Genomic DNA, 24500 nt, shown 5'->3' with positions numbered 1-24500 from the left:
TGGACAAGGTTGTCAGCAGGCGCCGAGAACGGTTGGCGAAAGCGCTTTCAGTGCTGCCGGGAACGGTTGGCGAGGTCGTCGGGAACGGTTGCGAAGAACCGTGCGAGCGGGGCGTCCCGGTTCCGCGCGGGCGGGTGTTGGGAGGGATGGGCTGATGAGCCGAGTCCGGGCCGGTCGGGAGGCCGGGGAAAGAACCGGGGAACGAAGCGACGAGAGGGGCGCGGAGAGACGCGGCCAGCGCCGGCGTGGCGTGTCGCGGTTAGCGGTGACCCTGGGCGCCACGCTCGCGCTGGCGCTCGCCCCGCTGACCACCGCCACGGCCCAGCCGGGCGCCGCGGCACCCGCCGCGCAGGACCTGGCCCGCTGGGTGAACCCGTACATCGGCACCAAGCCCGGCGACGCGGACATGGGTACCGGCGGCGGCGCGGCCAACACCTTCCCCGGCGCGGACGTGCCGTTCGGCATGGTGCAGTGGAGCCCGGACACGGTCACGTTCCAGCACGGCGGCTATTACTACGACGACAACCGGATCCGCGGGTTCAGCCTGACCCATCTCTCCGGCGCCGGCTGCTCAACCTACGAGGACATCCCGTTCATTCCGCTGGTCGGCGAGGTCACCACGTCCCCGGCGGCGGACCCGAGCCGCTACGTGTCCACGTTCAGCCACGCCAACGAGAAGGTCACCGCCGGCTACTACGGGGTGACGCTGGACAGCGGCGCGAAGGTGGAGTTGACCACCACCCAGCGCACCGGCTCCGGCCGGTTCAGCTACCCGGCCGGCAAGCCGGCCACCCTGCTGGTGAACACCTCCGGGTCGATCGCCGGCACCGACGACTCCCAGATCACCATCGGCCGGGACAGCATCAGCGGCTGGGCGGCCAGCGGGCACTTCTGCGGCGCCGGCGACCACTACCGGGTCTACTTCTACGCGCAGTTCGACCGGCCGTTCGCGTCGATCGGCACCTGGAAGAACGGCGCGGTCACCCCGGGCAGCGCCACCGAGCGCGGCGGCGCGCCGGCGCACGCCAAACTGTCCACATCGGACACGGCGACGCCGTCCGCGCGGCCGCGGTCCCGGTCGGTGGCACCGCAGGACACCACCGTCTCCGGCCCCGGCTCCGGCGGGTACGTCACCTTCGACACCTCGAAGTCGCAGGCCGTCAACGTGCGGGTCGGCCTGTCCTTCGTCTCCGTCGACGGCGCCAGGACGAACCTGCGCGCGGAGAACAACGGCTCGCGGTCCCTCGACCAGATCGCCGCGGCCGCCCGGGCGGCGTGGAACGACCGGCTCAACGAGGTGCAGGTCACCGGCGGCAGCACCGACGAGCGCACCATCTTCTACACCGCGCTCTACCACGCCCTGCTGCAGCCCAACGTGTTCTCCGACGCGGACGGCCGCTACACCGGGTTCGACGGCCGGGTGCATACCGCCGACTCCGGGCATGCGATGTACACCAACTTCTCCGGGTGGGACATCTACCGGTCCGAGGCGCAACTGCTGGCCACCCTGGCGCCGAAGGAGACCTCGGACATCGCCCGCTCCATGATCGCCTATGCGGAGCAGGGCGGCTCCTGGGACCGGTGGACGGTGGCCAACGACTACACCGGCGTGATGAACGGCGACCCGTACCACATCATCGTGTCCACCGCGTACGCGTTCGGCGCCAAGGACTTCGACGCGGGCAGGGCGCTGCTGTCGATGGTGCGTGGGGCGACCCAGCCGACCCAGGGCTACGAGGAACGGCCCGGGCTGGCCGACTACCAGAAACTCGGCTACGTACCCGGCGCGGCCGCCGACACGCTGGAGTACACCAGCGCCGACTTCGCCATCGCCCAACTCGCCCGCCGGCTCGGTGACGGGGCCACCTACGACACCTTCATGAAGCGGGCCCAGTACTGGCAGAACCTGTTCAACCCGGCCACCGGCTACCTGCAGCCGCGCAACGCGGACGGCTCGTTCGCAGCACCCTTCGACCCGGCCTCCTCCAGCGGTTACGTGGAGGGCAACGGCGCGCAGTACACCTGGATGGTTCCGTACAACCTCGGCGGACTCGTGACCGCGCTGGGCGGCAAGGCGGCCGCCAACCAGCGGCTGGACACCTTCTTCACCAAGCTCAACGCGGGCACCCGGCAGCCGTACGCGTTCCTCGGTAACGAGCCGACCCTGCAGACGCCGTACATCTACGACTACACCGGCGCGCCGTACAAGACGCAGGCGATCACCCGGCGGGTGATGGGCGAGATCTGGAAGGCCGCGCCCAACGGCCTGGTCGGCAACGACGACCTCGGCGAGATGTCGTCCTGGTACGTGTGGACGGCGATGGGCATGTACCCGGAGATCCCGGGCCGTGCCGAGTTCACCCTGACCGCGCCGCTGTTCAGCAAGGTCGTGCTGACCCGGCCGACCGGCCAGAAGATCACCATCAACGCGCCCGGAGCGGCCACCGCCGTGCCGTACGTGACCGGGCTCACGGTGAACGGCCAACCGTCCACCCGGCCGTGGCTGCCGGAGTCCTTCGTCAACACCGGCGGCACGTTGGACTACACGCTGTCCGCGACGCCGGACACCACCTGGGGTTCCGCCGCCGCGGACGCGCCACCGTCCTTCGCGGACGGTGCCATCAACGCCCTGGGCTACGTCGACCCGGCCCGGGTGGTGGCTCCGGCGGGCGGCAGCGCCACCGCGACGATCGGCGCGCAGGACTTCTCCGGCCAGGGCGGCACGGTGCACTGGACCGCGCAGCCCCCGGCGGGCCTGACGGTCACCCCGTCCTCCGGTGACATCCCCGTGCCGGCGGGCGGCAAGGCCGGCCAGCCGGTCACCGTGGCGGTGGCCGCCGGCACCGCTGAGGCGACCTACCGCATCCCGATCACCTACACGCAGGACAGCGGCGCCGTGCCCGGCACCACGCTGGCCGTGCTGGTCGCCCAGCCGGGTAGCCTGCGCGCCGCGCTGAACAACGTCGGCACCTCGCCGGACAACGACCAGTCCGTGGCGAACCTGGACAGCGACGGGTACAGCTTCTCCCGTGACGCGCTGGCCGCGGCCGGCGTCCGTCCCGGCGGCACGGTCACCGTCGACGGCGTCACGCACACCTGGCCCAACGTGTCCGTCGGCGAGTACGACAACGTGGACGCGAACGGGCAGAGCGTGGACCTGCCGAGCGCGCCCGCCGGCGCCACGAAGCTCGCGCTGCTCGGCACCGGCACCAACGGTAACGCGTCCGGCACGCTGACCATCACCTACACCGACGGCAGCACGCAGACCGCGGACGTGGGCTTCTCCGACTGGGCCCTGGGCGGCGCGGCCAACAACCCGGTGTCCTTCGACAACCGGATCGTGGCCACCATGCCGTACCGCAACAGCGTCAGCGGCACGGCGCAGCGGTTGACCGTGTACCTGTTCGCCACCGCGCCGATCACCCTGCAACCGGGCAAGCAGGTGCGCAGCGTGACCCTGCCGAGCAACGTCAAGGGCGGCGCGCTGCACGTGTTCTCCATCGCCGTCGGCTGAACCGCATCGGAGGAGCCGTGACCACCTCACGCTACGGGACCTCGATCCACCCGAGCGCGCCGAACCTTTCCCGGCGCCGGCTGCTGGGCGCGCTCGGGGCCGCCGGCGCGGCCGCCGGCCTGGCCACCCTGAGCGGGCCCACCGCGCTGGCCGCGACGCCGGGCGCGGCGGAACCCGCCGCGGGCGCCGACTGGGCGGCCGTCGCCGAGGACGTCCGCACCGAGTTCCGCTGGGCCTGGCGGAACTACGTGGCCCGCGCGCTGGGCTACGACCAGATCCTGCCGGTGTCCGGCGGCCACTCGGATTTCTTCGCCGCCGGGCACTCGGTCGGGCTGTCGCTGATCGAGGCGCTGGACACGCTGTGGGTGATGGGCCTGGACGACGAGCTGGCCCAGGCCATCTCCTGGATCAGGAGGAACCTGCCGAACTTCGACATCGACGCGCCGTTCCAGGTCTTCGAGGCCACCATCCGGGTGGTGGGCGGGCTGGCCGCCGGCTACTCCGTCACGGGCGAGCCGTTACTGCTGCGGCTGGCCGTGGACCTGGCCGACCGGCTGCTGCCGGCGTTCACCAAGTCGCCGACCGGGCTGCCGTACCGGTTCGCCAACCTGCACACCGGCGCGGTCAGCGGGCCGAGCACCAACCTCGCCGAGATCGGCACCTACCTGCCCGAGTTCGGCATGCTCTCGACGTGGACCGGTGACGCGAAGTACCACGACGCGGCGAAGCAGGCCCTGCGCGCGGCGTGGGACCGGCGCACCGCGCTGAACCTGCTGCCGTACGGGATCAACGCGGAGACCGGGCAGTGGACCACCGCCACCGCGACCATCGGCCCGCCCGCCGACTCGTTCTACGAGTACCTGTGGGGCGGCTACCGGCTCTTCGGCGACACCGAACTGCTGGGCTGGTACCGGGCGGCCACCGCGGCGATCCTGCGATACCAGTCCGACATGGTGCGCGGGAACCTGTGGTTCGCCCAGGTCGACGCGCACACCGGGAAGAAGGTGGACACCAGCCAGAGCGAGCTGGCCGCGTTCTACGCCGGGCTGCTGTCCAACTCCGGCCACGCCGCACCGGCCGCCGCGTACCAGGCCTCGTGGAGCGCGGTGCAGGAGCGGTACGGCGTGCTGCCGGAGGGCATCGACTACACCAACCTGAAGGCGACCAGCAGGGGCAACGCGCTGCGCCCCGAGTTCGTCGACTCCGCGCTCAAGCTGTGGATCAACACCCGGGACGAGCGCTACCGGCAGCAGGCGTACACCCACTACCGGAACATGAAGCGCACCTCGAAGGTCGCCTACGGCTACACCGTCCTGGACGACGTGACCAGCAACCCGCCGGTGCGGGGCGACTTCTGCCCCGGCTACTGGTGGGCCGAGCAGACCAAGTACTACTGGCTGATCTTCAGCGACACCGACCGGTTCGACTACGCCAACAACTTCCTGTCCACCGAGGGCAAGATCCTGCTCGGCGCCAGGAGGTGACCAGGGCGTTCAGGACACCGTGCCCCCGCCCTTGATGTTCCGGACCACGGCGGTGGCCACCTTCTGCGACCGCCCGCACGGGTCGTCGTGGTCCGGGGCCGGGTTCGCCCCGCCGGCCAGCGCCACCTGGACGTCCACGAACATGTCGTCGGCCAGCCCGACCGCGGTGCCGCAGAACCCGTGGTGCCGCCAGTCCTCGGGCACCGCGTCGACCGCGGGGAAGCCCTCGATGGCGGGCAGCGCGTGCAGGTACCCGTAGTTGTCCTGGTGGCCGTAGATATCCTGCAGCCCGCCGCCCTGGTAGAAGGTCACCATCAGGAACATCCTCGACGGGCCGTCGTGGTCGCGCCACAGGCAGTCGAGGTACTGGCCGCGGGTGGTCTGCCGGCCGATCGCGGCCACGCCGAACTCGTGCAGCTGCTCCGGGCTGAGCGCGGTGCACGGCGCCTGCCGGAACGTGGTGGCGTCCACCGGGTTGGCCACGTTCGGGGCGGTCGGCGGTAGCGGCTCGCTGGCCGGCAACGCCGCGGCGCCGTGCTCGTGCCCGTGACTCCGCGCGGAACTCTGGCCGTGGCTCTGCGGGTGGCCGCCCGCGGCGGCTGACGACGAGCACGCCGCCAGGGTCGGCACCGCACCGGCCAGTACCGCGGTGGCCAGCGCCCTCGCGATCTTCCTGTGCATCACGCGTCCCTTCGTGCCTGCGGCGTCACCGGCGCCGCCGTCGACAACGCCCGGTGCGCCTCCCGAGGGAGGCGCACCGGGCGGTCTGGCGTCTCGGGGCGTCCCCGGAGGGTGGTCACCGTTGGCGGTGAAGTCACCCACCGATCCGCGTGTCGAGAACCGCCGGCGGGATGACCGATGGACGGATCACTGTTCCTGGTTGACGCACTGCTTGTTGTTGTTGATGCAGTCGACCACCTGCTTCATCAGGTTGTTCGACATGACGTTCTCGAAGTCGTCGTGGTCGGTCTGCGGCTTGTGCAGTTCCTCCGGGAACCCGTCCACCGCGAAGTTCTTGCCCTGCGGCACGGTGTAGGTCAGCGTCACCTGGAGTTGCGGGACGGCCTTGAAGCCCTTCGGGCACTGGCCGTTCTGCGCGTCCACGATGTGCGAGCGGTGGTCCGCACTGTCGGTGTTCTTGCCGTCCCAGCAGTTCGGGAAGGCGTGGATGCGCTCCACCTTCGAGCCCTGCGGGCACAGCGGGTACTTGTTGGTGAGCCGGTCCTCGAACCCGGTGCAGGTCCAGGTGTCCTTGGCGTTCTTCCCGTTCTGGGTGACCGCCTTGGCGTTGCCGAACAGGATGCGCAGGAACTGCGGCATGGCGGTCACCTGGTCGGCGCCGCCGCTGGCGAACTTCAACTGCACCGAGTCCGGCTCCAGGATCTGGCCGAAGTTGCCGTCCGCGCCGCCGCCGTCCTGGTTGACGTCGTTACCCTGCTTGGTGAGGTCGCGGATCACCGGCCAGAAGTAGGCGGACTTGTCCTGCTGGTTCTTGCAGGTCGTGCCCGCCGCCGCGAGGCTGTCGTCGGTCGAGTTCGCGTCCGTGCTGTCGTTGCCGACGTAGTCGTGGGTGTGCTGGGCACCGTCGAGCACACCGGGCGCGGCGATGAAGTTGTCCGAGTTCTGGTGGTTGGCCTTCACGCCGCAGTCGGTGACGAAGCTCCCGCCCGCGCCGTTCTGCTTCTTCTGGTTCGGCTTGACCTTGGTGATGTCGACGAAGTCGTTGGGCGACGGCGGTTGCGCCTTGGCCGGGTCCTCCGCCTTGCCGTTGTTGTTGTCTCCGTTGTTACCGCCGTTGCTGTCGCCGTTGTTGTTTCCACCCTTCTTGTTGGCGGTGGCCGACGCGCTGGACTGGCTTGAACTGTTGGCGTCGTTCGTGGTTTTGGCCGATGCGGCGCCCATGCCCACCACGACCCCCGCGGCCACGAGCACGGCCGCGGTGGCCGTGAGTAACCGTACTGCCTTCGGTCGACGGTGTGTTCCTTTACGTACCATTTACCTCTCCACCTTGCTCCGTCGGGGCCGGAACGTCCGCAACACGGCGGTGATCACGACAATTTCGGTCAGGCCGATGAGAAGTGCGCTGAGCACGCGGAAGGCGGTGTCGTCGCCGCCCGCCGTGCCGACCGGGCCGACCGACTGCGCGACCGTGGTCGGCGCCGCCGACGTGGGCGGCGGTGTGGTCAGCGGCGGCAGGGCGTTGAAGTTCACCACGCCCGTGCTCTCCAGCAGCCGCATGTGCTTGCCGACCAGGTTGATCGCCACGTCCGCGAAGGCCCGCATCTGCGTGTTGCGGGTCAGCGCCCGCACCTGGGAGGCCACCGTGAACACCTGGGCGTGCGCCATGCGCAGGTCGGTGGCCCAGGTCTGGTCGTAGTCCGGACCGGACTTGTTGGCCAGGTCGGCCATGAAGCCCTTCTGCTGGGGGTTGGGCTCGTTGGGCAGCGGCACGTGCAACTGCGCCGCCAGGTCGTTGGTCTGCTGGTTGAGCTGGACGTGGTCCTGCATGAGGACCATGCCCACGTCCTTCACCCGCTGGCTGAAGCCCTGCTGGTTGGCCTGCTGGGCGGTCGGGGTCTCCCAGAGGTTGGCCTGCCGCACCTTGGCCAGCAGCAGCCGGTCCATCGGGCTGAGCGGACCGGACGGCGTGTCCCATGTGGTGCCGTCGTCCTGGGTCGCCGCGGCCGCGGTGTTCTGCGGCGCGCTGGGGAAGTGGACGAACTGAGGTAACACCAGACCCACCACGAGAATGAGGCCGAAGAACCCGCCTCCGATCATCAACCAGCGCCGGAGCATCACGTTGTCGCCGCCGGACGGACCGGTCGTCTTGATGTGTCGAGTACTCATCTCGGTGAAATCCCGTCAGCCGCCGTTGCCGCCGTAGTTGCCGTCGTTCGGATCGCCACCCACCTTGGTTCCGGGTGGTGGCGTGACCTTCTTGCCCGCGGGGCTGCTGGCGAACCAGACCCCGCCGACGTTCTCCCCCTTGACCTCGCCGGGTTTGTCCTCGGCGTAGCGGTAGAGCGGCCAGCCCGCGAGCGTGAGCTGCATGGTGCCGTCGGGACGCTTGACCGTGCCGACCAGCGACCGTTCCAGGCCGGTGACCGTGATGTCCCCGTTGGCCAGTACCGGCGGCCACTTCTGCGCGCACGGGCCGACACAGCGCGACTTCGGCGGGTTGGCCGAGTCGCGGTCGAACCGGTACAGCGTGTTGCCCGCCGAGTCGGTCACGATCGAGCCGAGCTGGGGAGACGCGGTGGCGTTCAGCGTGGACTTGGGGGCGCCCGCACCGGCGGCCTCGCCCGCGCTGGCCCCACCGGCCGCGGACCCGGCCGAGCCGCCGCTGTTGCTCCCGGAACTGGCCATACTCATCGGACCGCACGCGGCGGTGAACAGAAACGCTGCGCAGCCGGCGACCGTGAGGACTGCAGTTCGGCTGCGTGACAATTTCACGATCGTTCCCCTTTCCTGGCGATGTCCGCTACCCCGAAGCGGCACGGGTCGCGGGGCCTGCCACGAGGTACGCTCTCGGTAGATGTTCGGTTCAGCACATTCCCGATCGCCGCGCCGGCTGCCGCGAAAGGGTGACCGAATGTGGCGCTACCTCCACAGTCACCGTCACCGCGGCTACTCCGGACGTGCGAGGTCGAAAGTCGAACTGATCAGCGGGACATTTGTTTTTTTGTCGAGAAGGTCAGCCGGCGAGAAAGCCGGCGCCGGTGCCGCGGCGCGCTCCCGGCCGGTCACCCGGCCGCGTGGTGGCGCGGCTCACGCCCCACACTGGGCCTGTCGACGTCCCGGAGGGAGATCGCGTGCCAGCCACCCCCGTCGCCCGGTTCCGCACCGTCGCCGTCACCGAGGCGGTGTCCTGGGCCGGACTGCTGATCGGCATGTTCTTCAAGTACGTCGTGGTGCACGACCCGGTCGGGGTGCACGTTTTCGGCACCGTCCACGGGGTGGTGTTCCTCGGTTACCTCGCGCTCGCGGTGCAGCTGCGCTCCCGCCAGGCCTGGGACGCGCGCACCACCTTCCTGGCACTGCTGGCCAGCATCCCGCCGTTCGGTTCGGTGGTGTTCGAGCGCTGGGCCACCCGGACCGGCCGGCTGGCCGAGCCGCCGGCGGCCACGGTCGCGGTCGGGGAGTCCGGGGAGTAGTGCTCAGCCGAAGTCGCCGGTGGCGCGCCGCACCCTGGCCAGCAGTTCGGTGAGCCGCCGGGTCTGCCGCTCGGTCAGCCCGCGCAGCCCGAAGTCGATCGAGGTGACCGCCTCGGTGGCGATGGCGCGCAGCTTGCGGCCGGCGTCGGTGATCTCCACCAGGGTGGTCCTGCGGTCGGTGGGATGCGGCAGGCGGCGCACCAGGCCGTCCGCCTCCAGCCGGTCGACGATGTTGGTCACGCTGGTGGGGTGCAGCTGCAGCCGCTCGCCCATCACCCGCATCGGCAGGCTGCCCCGCCGGGAGAAGCAGAGCAGCACCAGCGCCTCGTAGCGGGCGAAGGTGAGGCCGTGCGGGCGCAGCGCGGTGTCCACCGCGGACTGGATGATCTGCTGGACTCGCATGATGCTGGTGACCGCGGCCATCGTGGTCGACGGACCGACGCGCTGCTCCCACAACTCGGCCGCGCGAGCGATGGGGTCGAAGGGCAGCGGGCGGGTCGTCATGGCGGACGACGCTATCAGCGACGATGCGGGGCGACGACGCGGTCCGCACGGTGGGCGGTGGGAGTGGACGAAGGTCGATCGAGGAGGCGGCAGTGCTGGTCGCGTTCAGCGTGAGCCCGCTCGGCGGGGAGTCCGACAGCGTCGGGGAGGCGGTCGCCGAGGCGGTCCGCGTGGTGCGGGAGTCCGGGTTGCCCAACGAGACCACGGCGATGTTCACCACCGTCGAGGGCGAGGACTGGGACGAGGTGATGGCGGTGGTCAAGCGCGCGGTGCAGGCCGTGCAGGCCAGGGCGCCCCGGGTGAGCCTGGTGCTCAAGGCGGACATCCGGCCGGGGCACACCGGGCAGCTGCGCGCCAAGGTCGACCGCGTGGAGCGGTACCTGAGCGGCCCTACCGAGTACTGAGGGGGCCGTTACCGCGCAGGGTGGCGCACGCCACGCTGGCGGCCAATTAGTAGGACGTCCTACTATCAGAAAAGAGCGGACGACACGGAGGTCGCCATGTCCGTCAAGCGGTACGACCGGGACGACGCCCCGAACGGGAGCGGCGCCGACATCCAGGCGGGCCGGCAGCGGTGGCGGCGGCGTTACGACGAGGCCGTGGCCAGCGGCCGGGTGCGGGATGCCGACTTCACCACGCTGTCGGGCACGGAGGTGGACCCGGTCTACGGCCCGCGGCCGGGCGAGACCGTCCAGGACTTCGGCCGCATCGGCTGGCCGGGTGAGTACCCGTTCACCCGCGGTATCCATTCCACCGGCTACCGCGGCCGGGAGTGGACCATCCGGCAGTTCGCCGGCTTCGGTAACGCCCGGCAGACCAACGAGCGCTACAAGATGATCCTGGCCAACGGCGGCGGCGGGCTGTCCGTGGCCTTCGACATGCCCACCCTGATGGGCCGGGACTCGGACGATCCGCGCTCGCTCGGCGAGGTCGGCCACTGCGGGGTCGCCGTCGACTCCGCGCAGGACATGGACATCCTGTTCGCCGACATCCCGCTGGAGCAGGTCACCACGTCGATGACCATCTCCGGGCCGGCGGTGCCGATCTTCTGCATGTACCTGGTGGCGGCCGAGCGGCAGGGCGCGGACATCGGCAGGCTGAACGGCACCCTGCAGACCGACATCTTCAAGGAGTACATCGCCCAGAAGGAGTGGCTGTTCCAGCCCGAGCCGCACCTGCGGCTGATCGGCGACCTGATGGAGTTCTGCGCGGAGCGCATCCCGGCGTACAAGCCGCTGTCCGTCTCCGGCTACCACATCCGGGAGGCCGGCTCGACCGCGGCGCAGGAACTGGCGTTCACCCTCGCCGACGGGTTCGGCTACGTCGAACTCGGCCTGTCCCGCGGCCTGGACGTGGACACGTTCGCCCCCGGGCTGAGCTTCTTCTTCGACGCGCATATCGACTTCTTCGAGGAGATCGCCAAGTTCCGCGCCGCCCGGCGGATCTGGGCCCGGTGGCTGCGCGACGTCTACGGGGCACGCACCGAGAAGGCCCAGTGGCTGCGGTTCCACACCCAGACCGCCGGCGTCTCGCTGACCGCGCAGCAACCGGACAACAACATCGTCCGCACCGCGATTGAGGCGCTGGCCGCGGTGCTTGGCGGCACCAACTCGCTGCACACCAACGCCCTCGACGAGGTGCTCGCGCTGCCCAGCGAGAAGGCGGCGCAGATCGCGCTGCGCACCCAGCAGGTGATCCGCGAGGAGACCGGGGTCACCAACGTGATCGACCCGCTGGGCGGCTCCTGGTACGTCGAGGCGCTCACCGACAAGCTGGAGGCCGAGGCCGAGAAGATCTTCGACAGGATCAGGGAGATGGCCCGGCGGGCGGTGCCCGACGGCCGGTACCCGATCGGCGAGATGACCTCCGGCATCCTGCGCGGCATCGAGGACGGCTGGTTCACCGGCGAGATCGCCGAGGCCGCGTTCGCCCACCAGCGTGCCCTGGAGAAGGGCGAGAAGAAGATGGTCGGCGTCAACGTGGCCACCGAGTCCGGCGAGGACGACCTGGAGATCCTGCGGATCAGCCACGAGATCGAGCGCGAGCAGAACCGGGTGCTGGCCCGGCGCCGCGCGGAGCGCGACCAGGCCGCGGTGGACCGGGCGCTGGCCGCGATGGTCGAGGTGGCCAGGACGGACGGCAACCTGATCGAGCCGATGCTGGACGCGGTGCGCGCCGAGGCCACCCTGGGTGAGATCTGCGACGCGCTGCGCGCCGAGTGGGGTGTCTACACCGAGCCCGCCCGGTTCTGAGCACACCCGCACCTCCGCCTCCCGAATCCGCATTCCGCGGGCCCGACGGGGGGTTGGGAGTGCCGAAAACCGCCGTCGAGCCCGCTGAATGGGGATAGGGTGATCCACATGGACGCCGCCGCGGTCGCCCGCCGGATGTGGGTGCGGTTCGAGACCTACCACGACGTCACCTACTTCACCCCGGAGGCCCGCGCGGCCACCGACGACCTCGGCTGCCTCGGCGGCTGGATGGGCTACTTCGGCACCCGGGCGGCGCCGCTCGGCGCGGCCAGCCCGGAGGCGGTCACCTCCGCGTTCTACAACTTCCACCCGTCCCGGGTGGCCCGCGCGCTGCCGGACGCCTGGCGGATCGGCAAGCCCGACCGCTACCTGGAGGCCCGGCTCGCCGGCGCGGACGGCGCGCTGCGCCGCATGCTCGGCGACGGGGAGCCGCGGGTGAGACGCCCGGGGTGAACCGGCCGGCCAACCGGCCACGCGAGCACACCACCCCTCGTGTCAGGATGGAGAACGTGACAAGGCCTGATCCTCGTCAGAGTGCAGCCCAGAACGCAGCCCTGTCCGCGGCGCTTTCCGGCGCCGTCGACCTGTCCGGGCTCAAGGCCAAGGCCGAGGCCGCCTCCCGGGCGTCGCAGCGCGGCGGACAGTCGGACGGCGCCGCGGCCGGTGCCGGCGCGTCGATCATCGACGTGACCGAGGCCGACTTCCAGGCCGAGGTCGTCGAGCGCTCGCTCCAGGTTCCCGTGGTGGTCGACCTGTGGGCCACCTGGTGTGGCCCGTGCAAGCAGCTCTCGCCGGTGCTGGAGCGGCTGGCCGAGCAGGGCGGCGGCACCTGGGTGCTGGCCAAGGTGGACGTCGACGCCAACCCGAGGATCGCTCAGCTCTTCGGCGTGCAGTCGATCCCCACCGTGGTGGCCATCGCCGGTGGGCAGCCGGTGGACGCCTTCTCCGGGGCGCTGCCCGAGCCGCAGGTCCGGCAGTGGATCGACCGCCTGATCGACGCGCTGCGCGACCGGCTGCCCGGCATCCGCGCCGCCGAGCAGGGCGGCGGGGCCGGCGAGGCGGCGGCCGAGGAGCCGGAGGACCCGCGGTTCACCGAGGCCGAGGCGGCGTTCGAGCGCGGCGACTACGACGCGGCCGAGCAGGCCTACCTGCGCATCCTGGACGCCGAGCCGGCGAACGAGCAGGCGAAGTTCGCGCTGGCGCAGGTGCGGTTCACCCGGCGCGCGGAGGCTGCGGATCCGGCCGCCATCGCCAAGGCCGACGCCGCGCCCGACGACCTGGAGGCGCAGTTCGCCGCCGCGGATACCGAACTGGCCCAGCAGAAGGTGGAGGACGCCTTCGGCCGGCTGATCGCCGCCGTGGGCCGCACCGCCGGCGAGGACCGCGACCGCGCCCGGCAGCACCTGGTGGAGCTGTTCGAGCTGTTCCCGCCGGACGACGAGCGGGTCACCGCGGCCCGCCGCAAGCTGGCCAGCGTGCTGTTCTGACCGTGCCGGTCTGACCGGGTCCGGCGGCGGCTTCGGCCCGGCGCCGCCGCTCAGCCGAACTTGGCCGTGCAGGCGCCGGAGCCCTGCAGGTAGCCGATCCGGAACGCCTCGACCCGGGCGAACCCGGCCGGCACCTGCTGGCCGTTGACGTCCGAGGCGATCAGCCCGCCGTCGGCGAGCAGTTCGGCGATGGCCTCGTCCAGGTCGCCGGGGGACAGCCGGAGCGGGTTCTGCGGGTCCTCCACCTGCCCCGCGATGCCCGCCCACGCCCCGGTCAGGCACGCGGTGCGCAGCCCGGCGTTCGGATCGTCCAGCCGCAGGCCGACCGCCTTCTCCACGGACAGTGCGTACCTGGAGGCTACCTCGCCGAACGCGGCGAAGTCGCCGATGCCGCCACCACCGCCCTGGCCGCGCCGGGACGGCGGCGTGCCGATCCTGGCCAGCCGCGCGACGTCCAGGATGATCGTGTTGGTCGCCGGGCAGTATGAGGCCGGGTCGGTGGACCTGGCGTCCGGGCAGGTGGCCCCGCCGGTGCGGAAGGTGGGTGGGACGGCACCGCTCTGCCGGAACGCGAACTGCAGGCTGCGCTGCAGCAGCGCGAGGGTCTGCTCGTTGATCGGCAGGTTGCCGCCGTTGGTGTCCTGCGGGGTGAACGCCGTCTCGGTGGCCCGCCGCTGGATCTCGTTGAGGTCGATCGCGGCGCAGCGCTGCGGGTTGGCCGCGAAGCCGGTCTGGAACGCGAACACCCGGTCGAAGGCGCTGCCGTGCGCGTTCTGCATGCTGAACGTCGCCCCGGACGGGTCGCGCACCGAGAACAGCGCGGCCAGCACCTTGTTCAGCCCGGCGCCGGTGGACAGCCGGAAATGTTGCGCGTGGCCCTCGGCGACCCAGCGCATGAAGTTGCCCGCGTAGCAGTCGGCCTGCTGCTCCTTGACGATGCTCGGCGTCGCCTGGTCGATGTGGCTGGCCGGGCCCAGCCGGAACTGCACGGCGTGGCCGATCTCGTGGGCGAACACCACCACCACGGCCATCGGGCCGAGCGCCTGGTTGAGCTGGGGCAGCAGTTCGCCGCGGTCCCAGGAGACGCTGTCATCCAGCCCGCAGTAGAAGGCGTTCACCAGGCCCGCGGTGCTGGTGTGGCACACCTCCACCGGCCTGCCCGCGGAGTCGAACGAGACCAGCCGGGTGATCGGCTTGAACCGCGCGCCGTTGAAGCCGGCCGGGAGGGCCTGCGCCCAGTACTCCTGCACGTCCGCGACGGCGTCGACGGCGAGCCTGTCCATGTCGCCGCCGTCGGCGTTGTCCACTCGTAACTGCGCGTCGGGCACGCCCGGGACCGGCCCGCTGGGCCCCTGGCTGACCGGAAGGCCGGCGACCGTACCCGGATCCACCTCGCCCACCGCCCTGGCGTAACCGGGGATCTCGACGGCGCAGCCGCTGAGTAACCCGATCAGCGCCACGACCACCACGACCAGTACGCCCGGCGTTGTGCCACGCATCCGCACCCGTCCCCTCACGAACCCCCGCCGTGTGTCATCCGCTGGTGTGTCACGCCGTCGCGTACCGCGCCGGCGCGCGGGACACGGCAGCACCCTACTGGCCCGGCAGCCGTGGTGTGGCTAGTCCGGAAAGGCCATAAATCCGCAGGCAAACGCACATTTCTATCACTCCACGGGGTGATTTCTAGACTGGTCGGAGCCGTTTTGCTTGTGTCCGCACACACGCTACGTAAACCTCTGCCCCCTAGATCACGTCTTCTGGGTGTCACCCAGCCGAACCGCATGCGTGCTTCCAACGGAGGGAGACTGTCGTGACGACTGACGTGGCGACCGACGCGCCTACCGAGGTAATCAAGATGCCGACCGAGCGCGGCGGACGGACGCGCTGGCTGCGCTTTCTGGCGGTACTCGCCGCCGGGGGAGTCGGCGCCGGCGTGTTGATGGTGGGCATGTCCCAGGGCGCGCTCGCCGCGTCCTTCGCGGTGTCCGGTACCAGCTTCAAATCCAGCGCGGACGCCTTACACGGGCAGGGCCTTGTCCAGTTCGGCGGCGTGGACCAGGGTGCGGGCGCGGCGCACCCGGTGGTGGTGAACGGCTTCCGCTCGGCCACCCTGGACAACTTCTGCCAGTCGGTGTTCATGCCCGCCGTGCCGGTGGTCGGCGACGTCACCCTGCGGATCACCGCTGGCGGCCGGGGCGCCATGTCCGCCGACAACCTGGTCGTCGGGTTGGACCAGTTGACCGGTGATCTCACCCTGGACAACCCGCAGATCGGCGTGGACGCCGGCCAACTCGGCAAGGGCCCGGCCGGTGTCAGGGGTGTTCCCGGCACGTTCGGCATTCAGGCGGACTCCGCTTTCATCGGCTCGCTGCGGCAGACGGCGTGGAGTACGACCGCGCAGACCCTGCGGTTCAAGGGCATGGGCATGACCGTCAAGCTCGGCCGCAGCGAGTGCTTCTGATCATCGGCCTCCGGTGACCCGCACCCGCCGGGTGCGGGCTCGGGGTGGTCCGCGAGTTGGCAGTCGAGAGGGGAGTGACCTGCGATGTGGGCGCGGGTGGTCGGTGGCTGGCGGGTGTTCCGGCGGTGGCGGCACGGCCGGCCGTTCTGGGCTGGGCTGTTCCTGCTCGCCTCCGGGGTGGTGATCCTGCTGCCGCCGTACGCCACGCTGCGGTTCGGTGACATGGTCATCTCCATCAACACCCTGGGCGGGGTCTCCGCGCTGGTGATCGGCTGCCTGCTGCTCGTCTGCGCCGCAACGATGTGGTTACGGCCGCGGTTCCGGCTGTTCGCCGGGACCGCCGCCGTGCTCCTTTCCCTCGTCGCCCTGGTCACCAGCAACCTCGGCGGTTTCCTGGTGGGCACCGTGCTCGGCCTGGTCGGCGGGGCGCTCGCGGTGGCGTGGAGCGACCGCCGGCCCGCCAGGCGGGGCGCCGGCAGGCGGAGGGCGGCCGGCGCTCCCGCCGCGCCGATGGCCGTGGCGCTCGCCGTGCTGCTCGGCGCCGCGCTCGTGGTCGGCGGCACCGAGCGCGCCGCCGCCGTGCCCGCCGCCTCGGCGGCCGCGGCCACGTTCACCTTCCCGTTCCCCTTCCCTCCGTTCCCGACGCGCCCGACGTCGGCCTCCTCGACCCCGACGGGCCGGCCGAGCGGCTCGCCCGGCCCGTCGGCCACCACCACCTCCCGGTCCGCGCCGGCCCAGCCGCCGGCCACGACCAGCGCGCCGCCGGCCACGCGGGACGTGCCGGTGGTGCCCAAGGGGCGGGCCTGGACGCTTCAGGCGACGCGGCTGGAGATGGGCGGGCTGACCTTCCAGGGCCTGGTGGACGGCCTGCTGAACGGCCAGCCGGTCAAGCTGCTGCGGTTCACCGCGTCGTCCATCAAGATCACCAACCTGGTGCAGAGCGGGGACGCGGGCAACGGCCACCGCATCACCACGTCGGCCGCGCCGGGCAGCGTCTCCACGATCACGCCCGGCCCGATCGAGCTGCGCACCCAGGTGCTGCGCGGCAAGCTGCTCGGCATCGGCAACCCGATCACCATCGACATCGGCCACCCGCCGCCGCTGATGATCCCGGGCGTGAAGCTGCCGTTCCCGATCTTCTTCACCGACGCCACCGTGCTGAACACCGACCTGGACGGCGGCGTCCTGCACATCCCCGGCGGCCGGGTGACGATCAGCTGACGGTCCGCGAGTGCCTGCCGCGAGGCCGGCCGGCGCGGGTCGCCAACGACGCCACACCGTGGCGACAGGGACATTCGCCTCAGCCCAGGCCGCAGGACCGCGCGCCGCCCTGGAAGCCGGCCCGGAAGGCCGCCACCCGCTGGTAGCCGGTGGGCACCGGATGCCCGTGCACGTCCCGGGCGGCGAAGTCGTAGCCCAGCAGCAGCTCGACGGCCTTGTCCAGGTCTCCGGGGGACAGCGCGAACCCGTTTCGGCGGGCCAGTAGCGTGCCGGTGTACGCGCCGGCCAGGCATACCGCCCCCCGGCCGGCGTCCTCGCCGTCCACCGGGCGGCCCACCGCGGCCAGCGCGGCCAGCCCGAACCGGCTGGCGACCAGCGTGCCCACCGCGTAGTCGCCGATCTGCCGGTGCAGTCGCGGCACGGCGCCCGCGATGTCCACGTCGATGGCGCCCTGGGCCGGGCAGAACGCTGCCGGCCCCTGGTCGCCGCCGCAGCCGGGTTCGGCGCCGGTCGGCTGGACGCGCGGCGGCGCCCAGCGCCGGCCGAGCCCGGCCACCACGCCGCCGAAGTACCCGGCCAGGTCCGGTCCCATCGCGGCGAGCAGCTGGTCGAGCGGGAGGTTGCCGCCGTTCGTGCGGGCGCCCGGTTCGGTCACCTCCTGCTGGGTGAACCGCCGGTTCTGCACGGTCATCCCCGCGCACAGGTCTGGTCCCCGCTGGTAGCCGTCCTGGAACGCGCCCACCCGGTCGAAGGCGTCGCCGTGTGAGGCCATGTCGGACGCCGTGGTGCCCACCGGGTCACGGAAGGTGACCAGCGTGCTGAGCGCGGCGTCCAGGTCGCGCGGTCCCATGCGCAGGTCGGGGGCGTGGCCGTCGGTGACCCAGCGGACGACCGCCCCGGCGTAGCAGTCGGCCATCGTCTCGACCAGGATCATCGGGTACCGGTCGGGATGGTCGCGCAGCTCCTCGATGCTGAGCCCGGCCCGGTGCTGCACCGCATGCCCCATCTCGTGCGCCAGCACCAGCACCACGCCGGCGTCGCCGAAGCGTTCCCGCAGCACCGGCAGCAGCGCCGCGCGGTCCCAGGCGATCGCGTCCGCGGCTGGGCAGTAGAAGGCGTTCCCCTGCACCTCGGCGGCGCGGTCGGCGCACGGCGGCGGCTTCGCCGCGGCGTCACCGGAGTCGACCGAGTACACCCCGCCCGCGACGTCCTGCCACGGCCGGCCGAACACCCGCGGGTAGGTCTGTCGCCAGTAGCCCTGCAGGTCGGTGAGCACGGTGGCGGCCAGCCGGTCGGCCGTACCGCCGTCCGTGCCGCGCACGAACACCGGATCGACCGTCCGTACGGCCACTGTCGTGCTGGCCGTCGGGTGCCCGGTCACCGTCGTGCCACACGCCGCGACCAGCCCCACGACCAGCGTGGTGGCGACCATCGCGACCGGCCGGAACGGCGCGGTCCGCAACCGGCGTCCGACGCGTGCGCGCACACCGTCCAGTGTGCCGGGTCGCCCCGGCACCCGGCAGCGCGACGCGGCCGGAGGGTCTCCGGCGCCGGGCGCCCTCCTCGGCTCGTCGGTGGTCGGCTCAGGCCGCGGCGCGCTCGCCGGCCGGGCGACGTCGCAGGGTCACGCTGGAGATGGCCGGAGGCACGTAGGCCATGTCTAGGGTGCCGACGTCGGTGCCTGGCGGGACGATCTCGCCGATCCGGTCGAGGATCTCGTCGTCGAGGGTGGTCTCCGCGCCGGCGAGCAGGTCGTCGAGGTGCGCCATCGTGCGTTCAAGCGAAGGAGCAGCGTGGACGGGAACCGGATCGAGCGCGGCGGCGACCCGGCAACGCCCGGGATGCCGGAGGCACCACAGACGCCAGGCCGCTCGGCGCGCCGCGTGCGCGCCGACGCGCGACGCAACGTCGATGCGGTGCTCGAGGCCGCGAAGGCGGTGTTCGCCGTCTCCGGCGTGGACGCCCCGGTGCGGCAGATCGCCGCCCGGGCCGCGTCGGCACCATCTATCGCCACTTCCCGCAGCGCTCGGACCTGGTCGTGGCCGTGTTCCGGAACGAGGTCGACGCCTGCGCCGAGGCCGCCCGCGTGCTGGCGGCCGAGCACGCCCCCGGCGAGGCGCTGGCACGCTGGCTGCGGCGGTACGCCGGGTTCATCGCGACCAAGCGCGGGCTTGCCGCGGCCCTGCACTCGGGCGACCCGGCCTTCGACGCCCTGCCCGCGTACTTCGACCAGCACCTCCGGCCCGCGCTCGCCTCGCTGCTGGAGTCCGCGGCGGCTGCCGGCGAGGTCCGCGCCGACGTCGACCCCAACGAACTGCTGCACGCGGTGGCCAACCTGTGCCGACCCGACGACGACCGGTCCGGCCACGCCGGACGCATGGTCGACGTGCTCATCGACGGACTGCGCTACGGCGCCGACGCTCGCGCAGCCGTTTCAGGTCACGGTGGGAACGACGACCGCGGCGACCACGCCGGCGGCGGCTGAGACGGCGACGGCAACGCGGTCCGGGTATCACCAGCCGGGATAGCGTTGGCACCAGTCCGGTGTGGACGGTGGCTGCGGGCAGAACTCGCGCAGGGCGTCCCGGGCGAGGGTCTCGATCACCTCGCGGAGTTCCAGCGTGTCGAACAAGGACCGGGGGATCGCGGCCGGGCTGTAGTGGGCACCGACGATGTTGCCGCACACCGCACCGGTGGAGTCGCTGTCGCCGGAGTGGTTCACCGCGCCGGTGGCTGTCCGCTGGGAAAGTGCCCGGGTGCCCGTGGATGCGCCAGCGACAGCAGTTCGGCGGTGACGTCGAGAAAGTCCCCGACCCGACCCCAGAGGCGCAGATCTGCATCCACGACAAACGGATTCCGCTCGTCGAAGTCCTCCGCCCACACCCGGTACGCGCTGCACTCGTCGGCGGAGTACGCCAGCACCGCGTCCCGGACACCGCGCCAGACCCGCCAGAAGTAGACCGTCACGGTTGCGAAGCACTCGTCGTAGATGCAGTCCTGGTGAAAGCCCATTCGGCGGAGCAGCCGCATCCTGGCGACGATCGGATGTTCCGCGCTCACCGGTACTCCCGCTTGGCCAGCGCACTCTCGATCAGCTTGTCCCGCAGGCCGGCCCGCAGCCGGCCCACGCCCTCCAGCGCTTCGAGTTCGTAGCGCTCGCCGGTCGGCACCCGTAACCCGACGCGATGGTCGCCGAGCGCCGACACCTCCAACTCCGCGCGCCGGCCGTCCTGGTCCCGGCACGCGATCCGCCGTGGGTTGCCGTCCATCCGCACCCCCGAGTTCTGCCGTGTCCGTGGACGGCGGTGGCCCGGCCCGTTTCGGGGTCCGCGCCGGGCCACCGCCAGTCGTGGATGCCAGGAACCACCGCTCGGCGGGGAAGGACTGGGGAGCGTCCGATCGGCGGTCCTGGCGGTACTACCGTGATCCGGAGCGATGATCTCCGGTCAAGTATCACGTTACATAGGTAACGCGATACAATCCATGGCCCGATCGGGTGGCTTTGGCGGGCACTCGGAGATCCCCGGAGGTGGAGGCAGCAACGTGGCGACGACTGGCAGTCCAACGGCGATCAAGCGCTGGATCGCTTTCACGCTGCGGCGGCTGCGCGAGCAGAGCGGCAAGTCGCGTCAGGAGTTGGCCGAGGTGTTGGACTGCAACGTCTCCCACCTCTCGCATCTGGAAACCGGCCGCAACCTGCCGTCCGCGCTGGAGAGCGACGCGTTGCTCGACCTGTACGGCGTCGGCGACCGCAAGGAAGCATTCCGGGAACTGCTGCGCAGCGCGAAGAAGGGCAAGGACTGGTGGAAGACGCCCGTCTTCAAGGGCGCCGAGCCGGACTGGTTCGACCTCTACCTCGGGCTGGAGGCCTGGGCGCGCGACGTGCAGTCCTATGACGCCCTGGTGGTGCCCGGCCTGTTCCAGACGCCCGAGTACGCCCGCGCGCTGATCCTCGCGGCGTACCCGGAACTGCCCGACGCCGAGGTGCGGCGCCGGGTCGACCTCCGGATGGCCCGGCAGAGCGCGCTCGACCGCGAACCCGAACCGCTGCGGATCTGGTCCGTGCTCGATGAAGCGGCGCTCCGGCGCGTCGTCGGCGGGCCGGACGTGATGCGCGCCCAGCTCGACCGCCTGGTGCACCTTGCCGAACGCCCGACCATCACGGTGCAGGTGCTCCCGGCGGCCGCCGGCGCGCACGGCGGGCTGGACGGCACCTTCACGGTGTTGGACTTCCCACTGGACCTGGTCGGCGACCCGGGCACCGTCTACGTTCAGACCCGACTCCGCGGTGTCTACTACGAGGAGCCGGCCGAGATCGACGAGTACCGGCAGGCATTGAGACGCTTGCAGGTCCAGGCGATCAAGCCGGAGCATGCACCGGCGTTCATCGCCCGGATCGCAGAGGAGATCGGATCGTGAACCGAGAGGACGCCCTCGCCGCCCTTGCCGAAGCCGCCAACTGGCGAACATCCACCCGGACCGGCCAGGGACAGAACTGCGTCGAGATCACCGAGGACGTCTCGGGCTGGGTCGGCGTGCGCGACTCCAAACTCGGCGCAACGAGCCCCATCCTCGCCTTCACCGCTTCCGCGTGGCGGTCGTTGATCGTGCGGGTCAAGCGCGGTCGCCTCGACGTCTGAGGGCAAACCTGACGGTCGTCGCCCTCGAACCTGGCGAACGCACGCAGAGGTGGCCGACCTCTTCCTCGGGCACGCCGACGCGGACTGGCGCACTGACCGCGACCTGGTCGACCAACAGCTCCTCGATCCGTGGAGCCGTTCGGGAGAAGCTGCTGGCCGCCGGTCGCGTCATCCGCTACCGCCCCGGCCGTGACGCTGGCGCGTCGCTTCGGTCACCAACCCGGGTAGCGCTGGTACCAGTCTGGTGTGGACGGTGGTTCGGGACCGAACTCGCGGACGGCGTCGCGGGTGATGGTCTCGATGACGTCCCGGAGTTCCAGGGTGGCGAGCCAGGATTCGGGGATGGCGGCAGGGCCGTAGTGGGCGCCGACGATGTTGCCGCACACCGCGCCGGTGGAGTCGCTGTCGCCGGAGTGGTTCACGGCGACGATCAGAGCGTCCGTGAGGTTGTCGGTGCAGAGCGCGGCGCACACGCCGATGGCGAGTGCTTCCTCGCCGACCCAGCCGCCGCCGAGCCGTTCGGCGATCTGCTCCGGGGTCGGCCGTCCGGCGGAGGCCAGGTCGATGGCCGCGTCCAGCGCGCGGGCCTGTTCCTCGTGGCCGTCCCAGCGCAGCAGGATCGAGTGGGCCGTGGCGATCGCGGCGCGGAGGTCGGCGCCGGCCAGGAGTTGGTGCACGATGACGGCGAGGGTGCCGGCGGAGAGGTAGCCGCTGGGATGGCTGTGCGTGATAGCGGCGGTGCGGGCTGCCAGCTCGAAGACCTCGCGTACGTCGCCCGGCCACAGCGCGACCGGAGCGGCGCGCATGACCCCGCCGTTGCCCTTGGAGTCGTTGAGACGATGCTCGAACGTGCCGAACTGCTCGCCGTCGCGGGTCGCGCGCAGCGCCGTCATGCAGGTCCTGCCGGGCGCCCTGCGGCGATGCAGCGCCCGGTTGGTGATCAGCCAGCCGTCGCCGGGTAGGTACGTGGGCTCCGTTTTCGGCGGCGGCGTCTGGGTCCGCAGCCAGCGGAGGTAGGCCCTGTGCACGACAGCGGGAACGTCCACGGTGCCGAAATTTCGTTGCTTCACATGGGCCCGGATCAGTCCCTCCAATGTGAACAGGGTCATCTGGGTGTCGTCGGTGATCAGACCGGGTCCAACCCCGAACGCCGGTTTGAATTCGGTAATGCCCTCAGGACCGTAGAGCTGCCGGATGTTTTCCATAGGCAGACCTTCGACCGGAGCGCCCAGGGCGTCACCGACCGCGCCAGCCAGGAGTGAGCCCAACACGCGATCTCGGTAGGGCACTGCCGTCGTCGAAGCCCTGGCGCTGGGACGATCGGACGCCGAGCGCGGACGCGAGAACTCGCCCGCTGGGCCCTCCTCCTTGTCATCGTCAACGTACAGCTTGCGTCCCTTGCTGTCGTACCCGATGAGGAAGTCCTGCCCAGGCGGAAGCGAAATTTCCTCCACGGGATTCTTCTTGCGTTCCTCGTGGAACTTCTCGAGGATCTCGATCGCCTCGAGATCCTCCTTGCTCGGCTTCCAACCGTCCGTCACGCCTGCCATCCTCGCGGGATCAGTGGTGAATCGCCGCCTATCGCGCTGCATCGCCTCCTGGGTGGTCTCGGCCGAAGGACAGTGCCAGCTCCGTCGGTCGAACCGACCAGGTGGAAACGGCGAACCTGGTGAGTAGGCCGCCAGCCTTCATGGTCTCCTCGGATGCCGGGGCGACCATCGACCACTGGTCGTCGGCAGTGGGCTCGTAGTCGGCGGGGATGTTGTCCCGCCACAACGGGGCACCCACCGGGGCGGGTCTGGCCAGGACGAGTGACGTGCGGTCGACAACTTTGAGCAGTACGACCGGCCTGCCGTACATCTGGTGTCCGCCAGGCGTCACCGCCACAGCCTCATCCCTTTGCGATGCCTGCAGCGCCACCTGGCCCAGCCAGCGGAACGTCTCCAGTACCGCGTCCTCCGTCGCCGCGGCGGCAGCCTCCTCCGGGCTGACCGGTGCGACCGCGACCTGTTGCACCGGAATGCCGCCCCTGTCGTCCCGGTACCGGCCGGGCAGCAGCAACGTGCCGCTGCCCAGGCTGTACAGTGCCGTCTCCCGGTACCAGTTCTCCGCCAGCGGCGACCGGCCGACCGAGCCCATCCCCAGCCGCGTCCACAGGGACTCGGGCTCAACGAGCCGGACGAATGCGACGTCCTGATTGCTCAACCACAACGGCAGGTAACCGCCGATTGGTAGGCCGAGCAACACCGTCGTCAGCGTGCTTCCGACCTCCACCGGCGGCTCGGGCGGCGGGGCCGACTGGGCTTCGGCTGTCGGGAGTTGGAACGGTGGCAGGGCAGCGAAACGCGGGTCGACCGAGGCGGTGCGCACGACGTGGTGGGCCCAGGCCCGCGCCCGGCTCAGCGGATGACCGGCGAACCTCGCGTCCCAGGACGGGTCGTCACCCGCGTGGTAGGGGAGACGGCTGATCTCGGGTGCGTACGGGTGCGGCCGTATCCAGTTCTGCCACCCGATTTCGGCCATCAGGACGGCCTCCCGGACACCGGTGGTGCCAAGCTCCGCGCAGTGGATACTCAGCACCGCGCCGCACGTGGCCTTCGGCACCGTGAACGTGGCGATGAACACCTGACCGCCGGGCTGATACGGGTGCGGGACCTTGAGAGCGTTATTCAGAGCCCTTACCAGCCAAGTCGGTAGAACTCCAGTGCGGTGACGATTCGGATGACATTCGGAAGCTCGGCGAGGCGCCCTCGAAAGCCGGTGGCAAGTATCTTCCAGTTCTT

Annotated in this window: 25 protein-coding genes; 12 read left to right on the top strand and 13 right to left on the bottom strand. The window is 71.1% G+C overall.

Annotation, left to right across the window (positions count from 1 at the left end; genetic code table 11):
* The first annotated feature begins 250 nt into the window (after positions 1–250).
* Both FFT21_RS19870 and FFT21_RS19865 read left to right on the top strand, forming a co-directional pair.
* Positions 251–3514, top strand: coding sequence for a GH92 family glycosyl hydrolase (locus FFT21_RS19870; protein ID WP_225978576.1), 3264 nt, complete (start codon positions 251–253; stop codon positions 3512–3514).
* A gap of 17 nt (positions 3515–3531) precedes the next feature.
* Entirely contained in the window at positions 3532–4998 is a 1467-nt protein-coding gene (locus tag FFT21_RS19865) for a glycoside hydrolase family 47 protein (protein ID WP_192909647.1), read from the top strand.
* Positions 4999–5007: 9 nt separating this feature from the next.
* Here FFT21_RS19865 and FFT21_RS19860 read toward each other — a convergent pair whose 3' ends face one another.
* From FFT21_RS19860 to FFT21_RS19845, 4 genes are all read right to left on the bottom strand, one after another.
* The gene (locus tag FFT21_RS19860) at positions 5008–5679 is read right to left on the bottom strand and encodes a DUF3558 domain-containing protein (RefSeq protein WP_137815417.1); all 672 of its coding nucleotides are present in this window, start codon (positions 5677–5679) and stop codon (positions 5008–5010) included.
* Between the two features lie 186 nt (positions 5680–5865).
* Positions 5866–6924: a DUF1996 domain-containing protein gene (locus FFT21_RS19855; protein ID WP_225978575.1), complete on the bottom strand. Its 1059-nt coding sequence runs from the start codon at positions 6922–6924 to the stop codon at positions 5866–5868.
* Positions 6925–6993: 69 nt separating this feature from the next.
* On the bottom strand, positions 6994–7845 hold the full coding sequence (locus FFT21_RS19850; protein ID WP_137815415.1) for a DUF4142 domain-containing protein: 852 nt from the start codon (positions 7843–7845) through the stop codon (positions 6994–6996).
* A 15-nt stretch (positions 7846–7860) separates the two neighbouring features.
* Positions 7861–8370, bottom strand: a complete 510-nt coding sequence (locus tag FFT21_RS19845) for a hypothetical protein (protein WP_137815414.1) — start codon at positions 8368–8370, stop codon at positions 7861–7863.
* Between the two features lie 440 nt (positions 8371–8810).
* Here FFT21_RS19845 and FFT21_RS19840 point away from each other — a divergent pair, with 440 nt between their 5' ends.
* Positions 8811–9152 (top strand): DUF3817 domain-containing protein, encoded by a 342-nt coding sequence (locus tag FFT21_RS19840; RefSeq protein ID WP_137815413.1) that lies wholly within the window; start codon positions 8811–8813, stop codon positions 9150–9152.
* 3 nt (positions 9153–9155) lie between these two features.
* On the opposite strand, the gene FFT21_RS19835 is transcribed toward FFT21_RS19840, so the two are convergent.
* Positions 9156–9656, bottom strand: a complete 501-nt coding sequence (locus FFT21_RS19835) for a MarR family winged helix-turn-helix transcriptional regulator (RefSeq protein ID WP_137815412.1) — start codon at positions 9654–9656, stop codon at positions 9156–9158.
* Positions 9657–9748: 92 nt separating this feature from the next.
* Here FFT21_RS19835 and FFT21_RS19830 point away from each other — a divergent pair, with 92 nt between their 5' ends.
* The 4 genes from FFT21_RS19830 to FFT21_RS19815 all read left to right on the top strand — a co-directional run bounded on the left by FFT21_RS19830 (position 9749) and on the right by FFT21_RS19815 (position 13395).
* Entirely contained in the window at positions 9749–10060 is a 312-nt protein-coding gene (locus FFT21_RS19830; RefSeq protein WP_137815475.1) for an MTH1187 family thiamine-binding protein, read from the top strand.
* 96 nt (positions 10061–10156) lie between these two features.
* Positions 10157–11908, top strand: a complete 1752-nt coding sequence (gene icmA / locus FFT21_RS19825) for a coenzyme B12-dependent isobutyryl-CoA mutase large subunit (RefSeq protein WP_137815411.1) — start codon at positions 10157–10159, stop codon at positions 11906–11908.
* A 108-nt stretch (positions 11909–12016) separates the two neighbouring features.
* Positions 12017–12361 (top strand): SCO6745 family protein, encoded by a 345-nt coding sequence (locus FFT21_RS19820; protein ID WP_192909646.1) that lies wholly within the window; start codon positions 12017–12019, stop codon positions 12359–12361.
* Between the two features lie 47 nt (positions 12362–12408).
* Positions 12409–13395: a tetratricopeptide repeat protein gene (locus FFT21_RS19815; RefSeq protein ID WP_137815410.1), complete on the top strand. Its 987-nt coding sequence runs from the start codon at positions 12409–12411 to the stop codon at positions 13393–13395.
* Between the two features lie 50 nt (positions 13396–13445).
* On the opposite strand, the gene FFT21_RS19810 is transcribed toward FFT21_RS19815, so the two are convergent.
* The gene (locus tag FFT21_RS19810; RefSeq protein WP_137815409.1) at positions 13446–14894 is read right to left on the bottom strand and encodes a neutral zinc metallopeptidase; all 1449 of its coding nucleotides are present in this window, start codon (positions 14892–14894) and stop codon (positions 13446–13448) included.
* A 311-nt stretch (positions 14895–15205) separates the two neighbouring features.
* Between FFT21_RS19810 and FFT21_RS19805 the strand changes: the two genes are divergently transcribed.
* A complete protein-coding gene (locus FFT21_RS19805; RefSeq protein ID WP_225978574.1) occupies positions 15206–15856 on the top strand; it encodes a DUF6230 family protein in 651 nt (216 codons plus the stop codon).
* Between the two features lie 84 nt (positions 15857–15940).
* A complete protein-coding gene (locus FFT21_RS19800) occupies positions 15941–17077 on the top strand; it encodes a DUF6114 domain-containing protein (RefSeq protein ID WP_137815408.1) in 1137 nt (378 codons plus the stop codon).
* Between the two features lie 79 nt (positions 17078–17156).
* Here the strand turns inward: FFT21_RS19800 and FFT21_RS19795 are convergent, their stop codons facing one another.
* Both FFT21_RS19795 and FFT21_RS19790 read right to left on the bottom strand, forming a co-directional pair.
* Positions 17157–18563, bottom strand: a complete 1407-nt coding sequence (locus FFT21_RS19795; protein ID WP_225978573.1) for a neutral zinc metallopeptidase — start codon at positions 18561–18563, stop codon at positions 17157–17159.
* Positions 18564–18660: 97 nt separating this feature from the next.
* Positions 18661–18846 (bottom strand): hypothetical protein, encoded by a 186-nt coding sequence (locus FFT21_RS19790; RefSeq protein ID WP_307722950.1) that lies wholly within the window; start codon positions 18844–18846, stop codon positions 18661–18663.
* Positions 18847–19115: 269 nt separating this feature from the next.
* On the opposite strand from FFT21_RS19790, the gene FFT21_RS19785 reads away from it, so the two are divergent.
* Entirely contained in the window at positions 19116–19562 is a 447-nt protein-coding gene (locus tag FFT21_RS19785) for an SbtR family transcriptional regulator (protein WP_307722949.1), read from the top strand.
* A 27-nt stretch (positions 19563–19589) separates the two neighbouring features.
* Here FFT21_RS19785 and FFT21_RS29880 read toward each other — a convergent pair whose 3' ends face one another.
* The 3 genes from FFT21_RS29880 to FFT21_RS19775 are packed head-to-tail and all read right to left on the bottom strand — an operon-like array spanning position 19590 to position 20346.
* On the bottom strand, positions 19590–19901 hold the full coding sequence (locus tag FFT21_RS29880) for an ADP-ribosylglycohydrolase family protein (protein WP_225978581.1): 312 nt from the start codon (positions 19899–19901) through the stop codon (positions 19590–19592).
* Positions 19796–20137, bottom strand: coding sequence for a hypothetical protein (locus FFT21_RS29875; RefSeq protein ID WP_225978584.1), 342 nt, complete (start codon positions 20135–20137; stop codon positions 19796–19798). Before FFT21_RS29875 ends, FFT21_RS29880 begins: the two co-directional genes overlap by 106 nt.
* Positions 20134–20346 (bottom strand): hypothetical protein, encoded by a 213-nt coding sequence (locus FFT21_RS19775; RefSeq protein ID WP_137815406.1) that lies wholly within the window; start codon positions 20344–20346, stop codon positions 20134–20136. The genes FFT21_RS29875 and FFT21_RS19775 overlap by 4 nt, the downstream gene beginning before the upstream one ends.
* Before the next feature lie 274 nt (positions 20347–20620).
* Between FFT21_RS19775 and FFT21_RS19770 the strand changes: the two genes are divergently transcribed.
* Together FFT21_RS19770 and FFT21_RS19765 are read left to right on the top strand one after the other, a co-directional pair.
* Complete coding sequence (locus tag FFT21_RS19770; RefSeq protein ID WP_192909645.1) at positions 20621–21496, top strand: helix-turn-helix domain-containing protein; 876 nt, start codon at positions 20621–20623, stop codon at positions 21494–21496.
* Entirely contained in the window at positions 21493–21717 is a 225-nt protein-coding gene (locus FFT21_RS19765) for a DUF397 domain-containing protein (RefSeq protein ID WP_137815404.1), read from the top strand. Before FFT21_RS19770 ends, FFT21_RS19765 begins: the two co-directional genes overlap by 4 nt.
* 212 nt (positions 21718–21929) lie before the next feature.
* Here the strand turns inward: FFT21_RS19765 and FFT21_RS19760 are convergent, their stop codons facing one another.
* The gene (locus FFT21_RS19760) at positions 21930–23258 is read right to left on the bottom strand and encodes an ADP-ribosylglycohydrolase family protein (RefSeq protein WP_225978572.1); all 1329 of its coding nucleotides are present in this window, start codon (positions 23256–23258) and stop codon (positions 21930–21932) included.
* A gap of 37 nt (positions 23259–23295) precedes the next feature.
* Complete coding sequence (locus FFT21_RS19755; protein WP_192909644.1) at positions 23296–24240, bottom strand: hypothetical protein; 945 nt, start codon at positions 24238–24240, stop codon at positions 23296–23298.
* Positions 24241–24500: the final 260 nt, after the last annotated feature.

This window comes from Gandjariella thermophila, from assembly GCF_005405885.1.
Lineage (GTDB): Bacteria > Actinomycetota > Actinomycetes > Mycobacteriales > Pseudonocardiaceae > Gandjariella > Gandjariella thermophila.
This window is presented reverse-complemented; position numbering and strand designations above follow the sequence as displayed.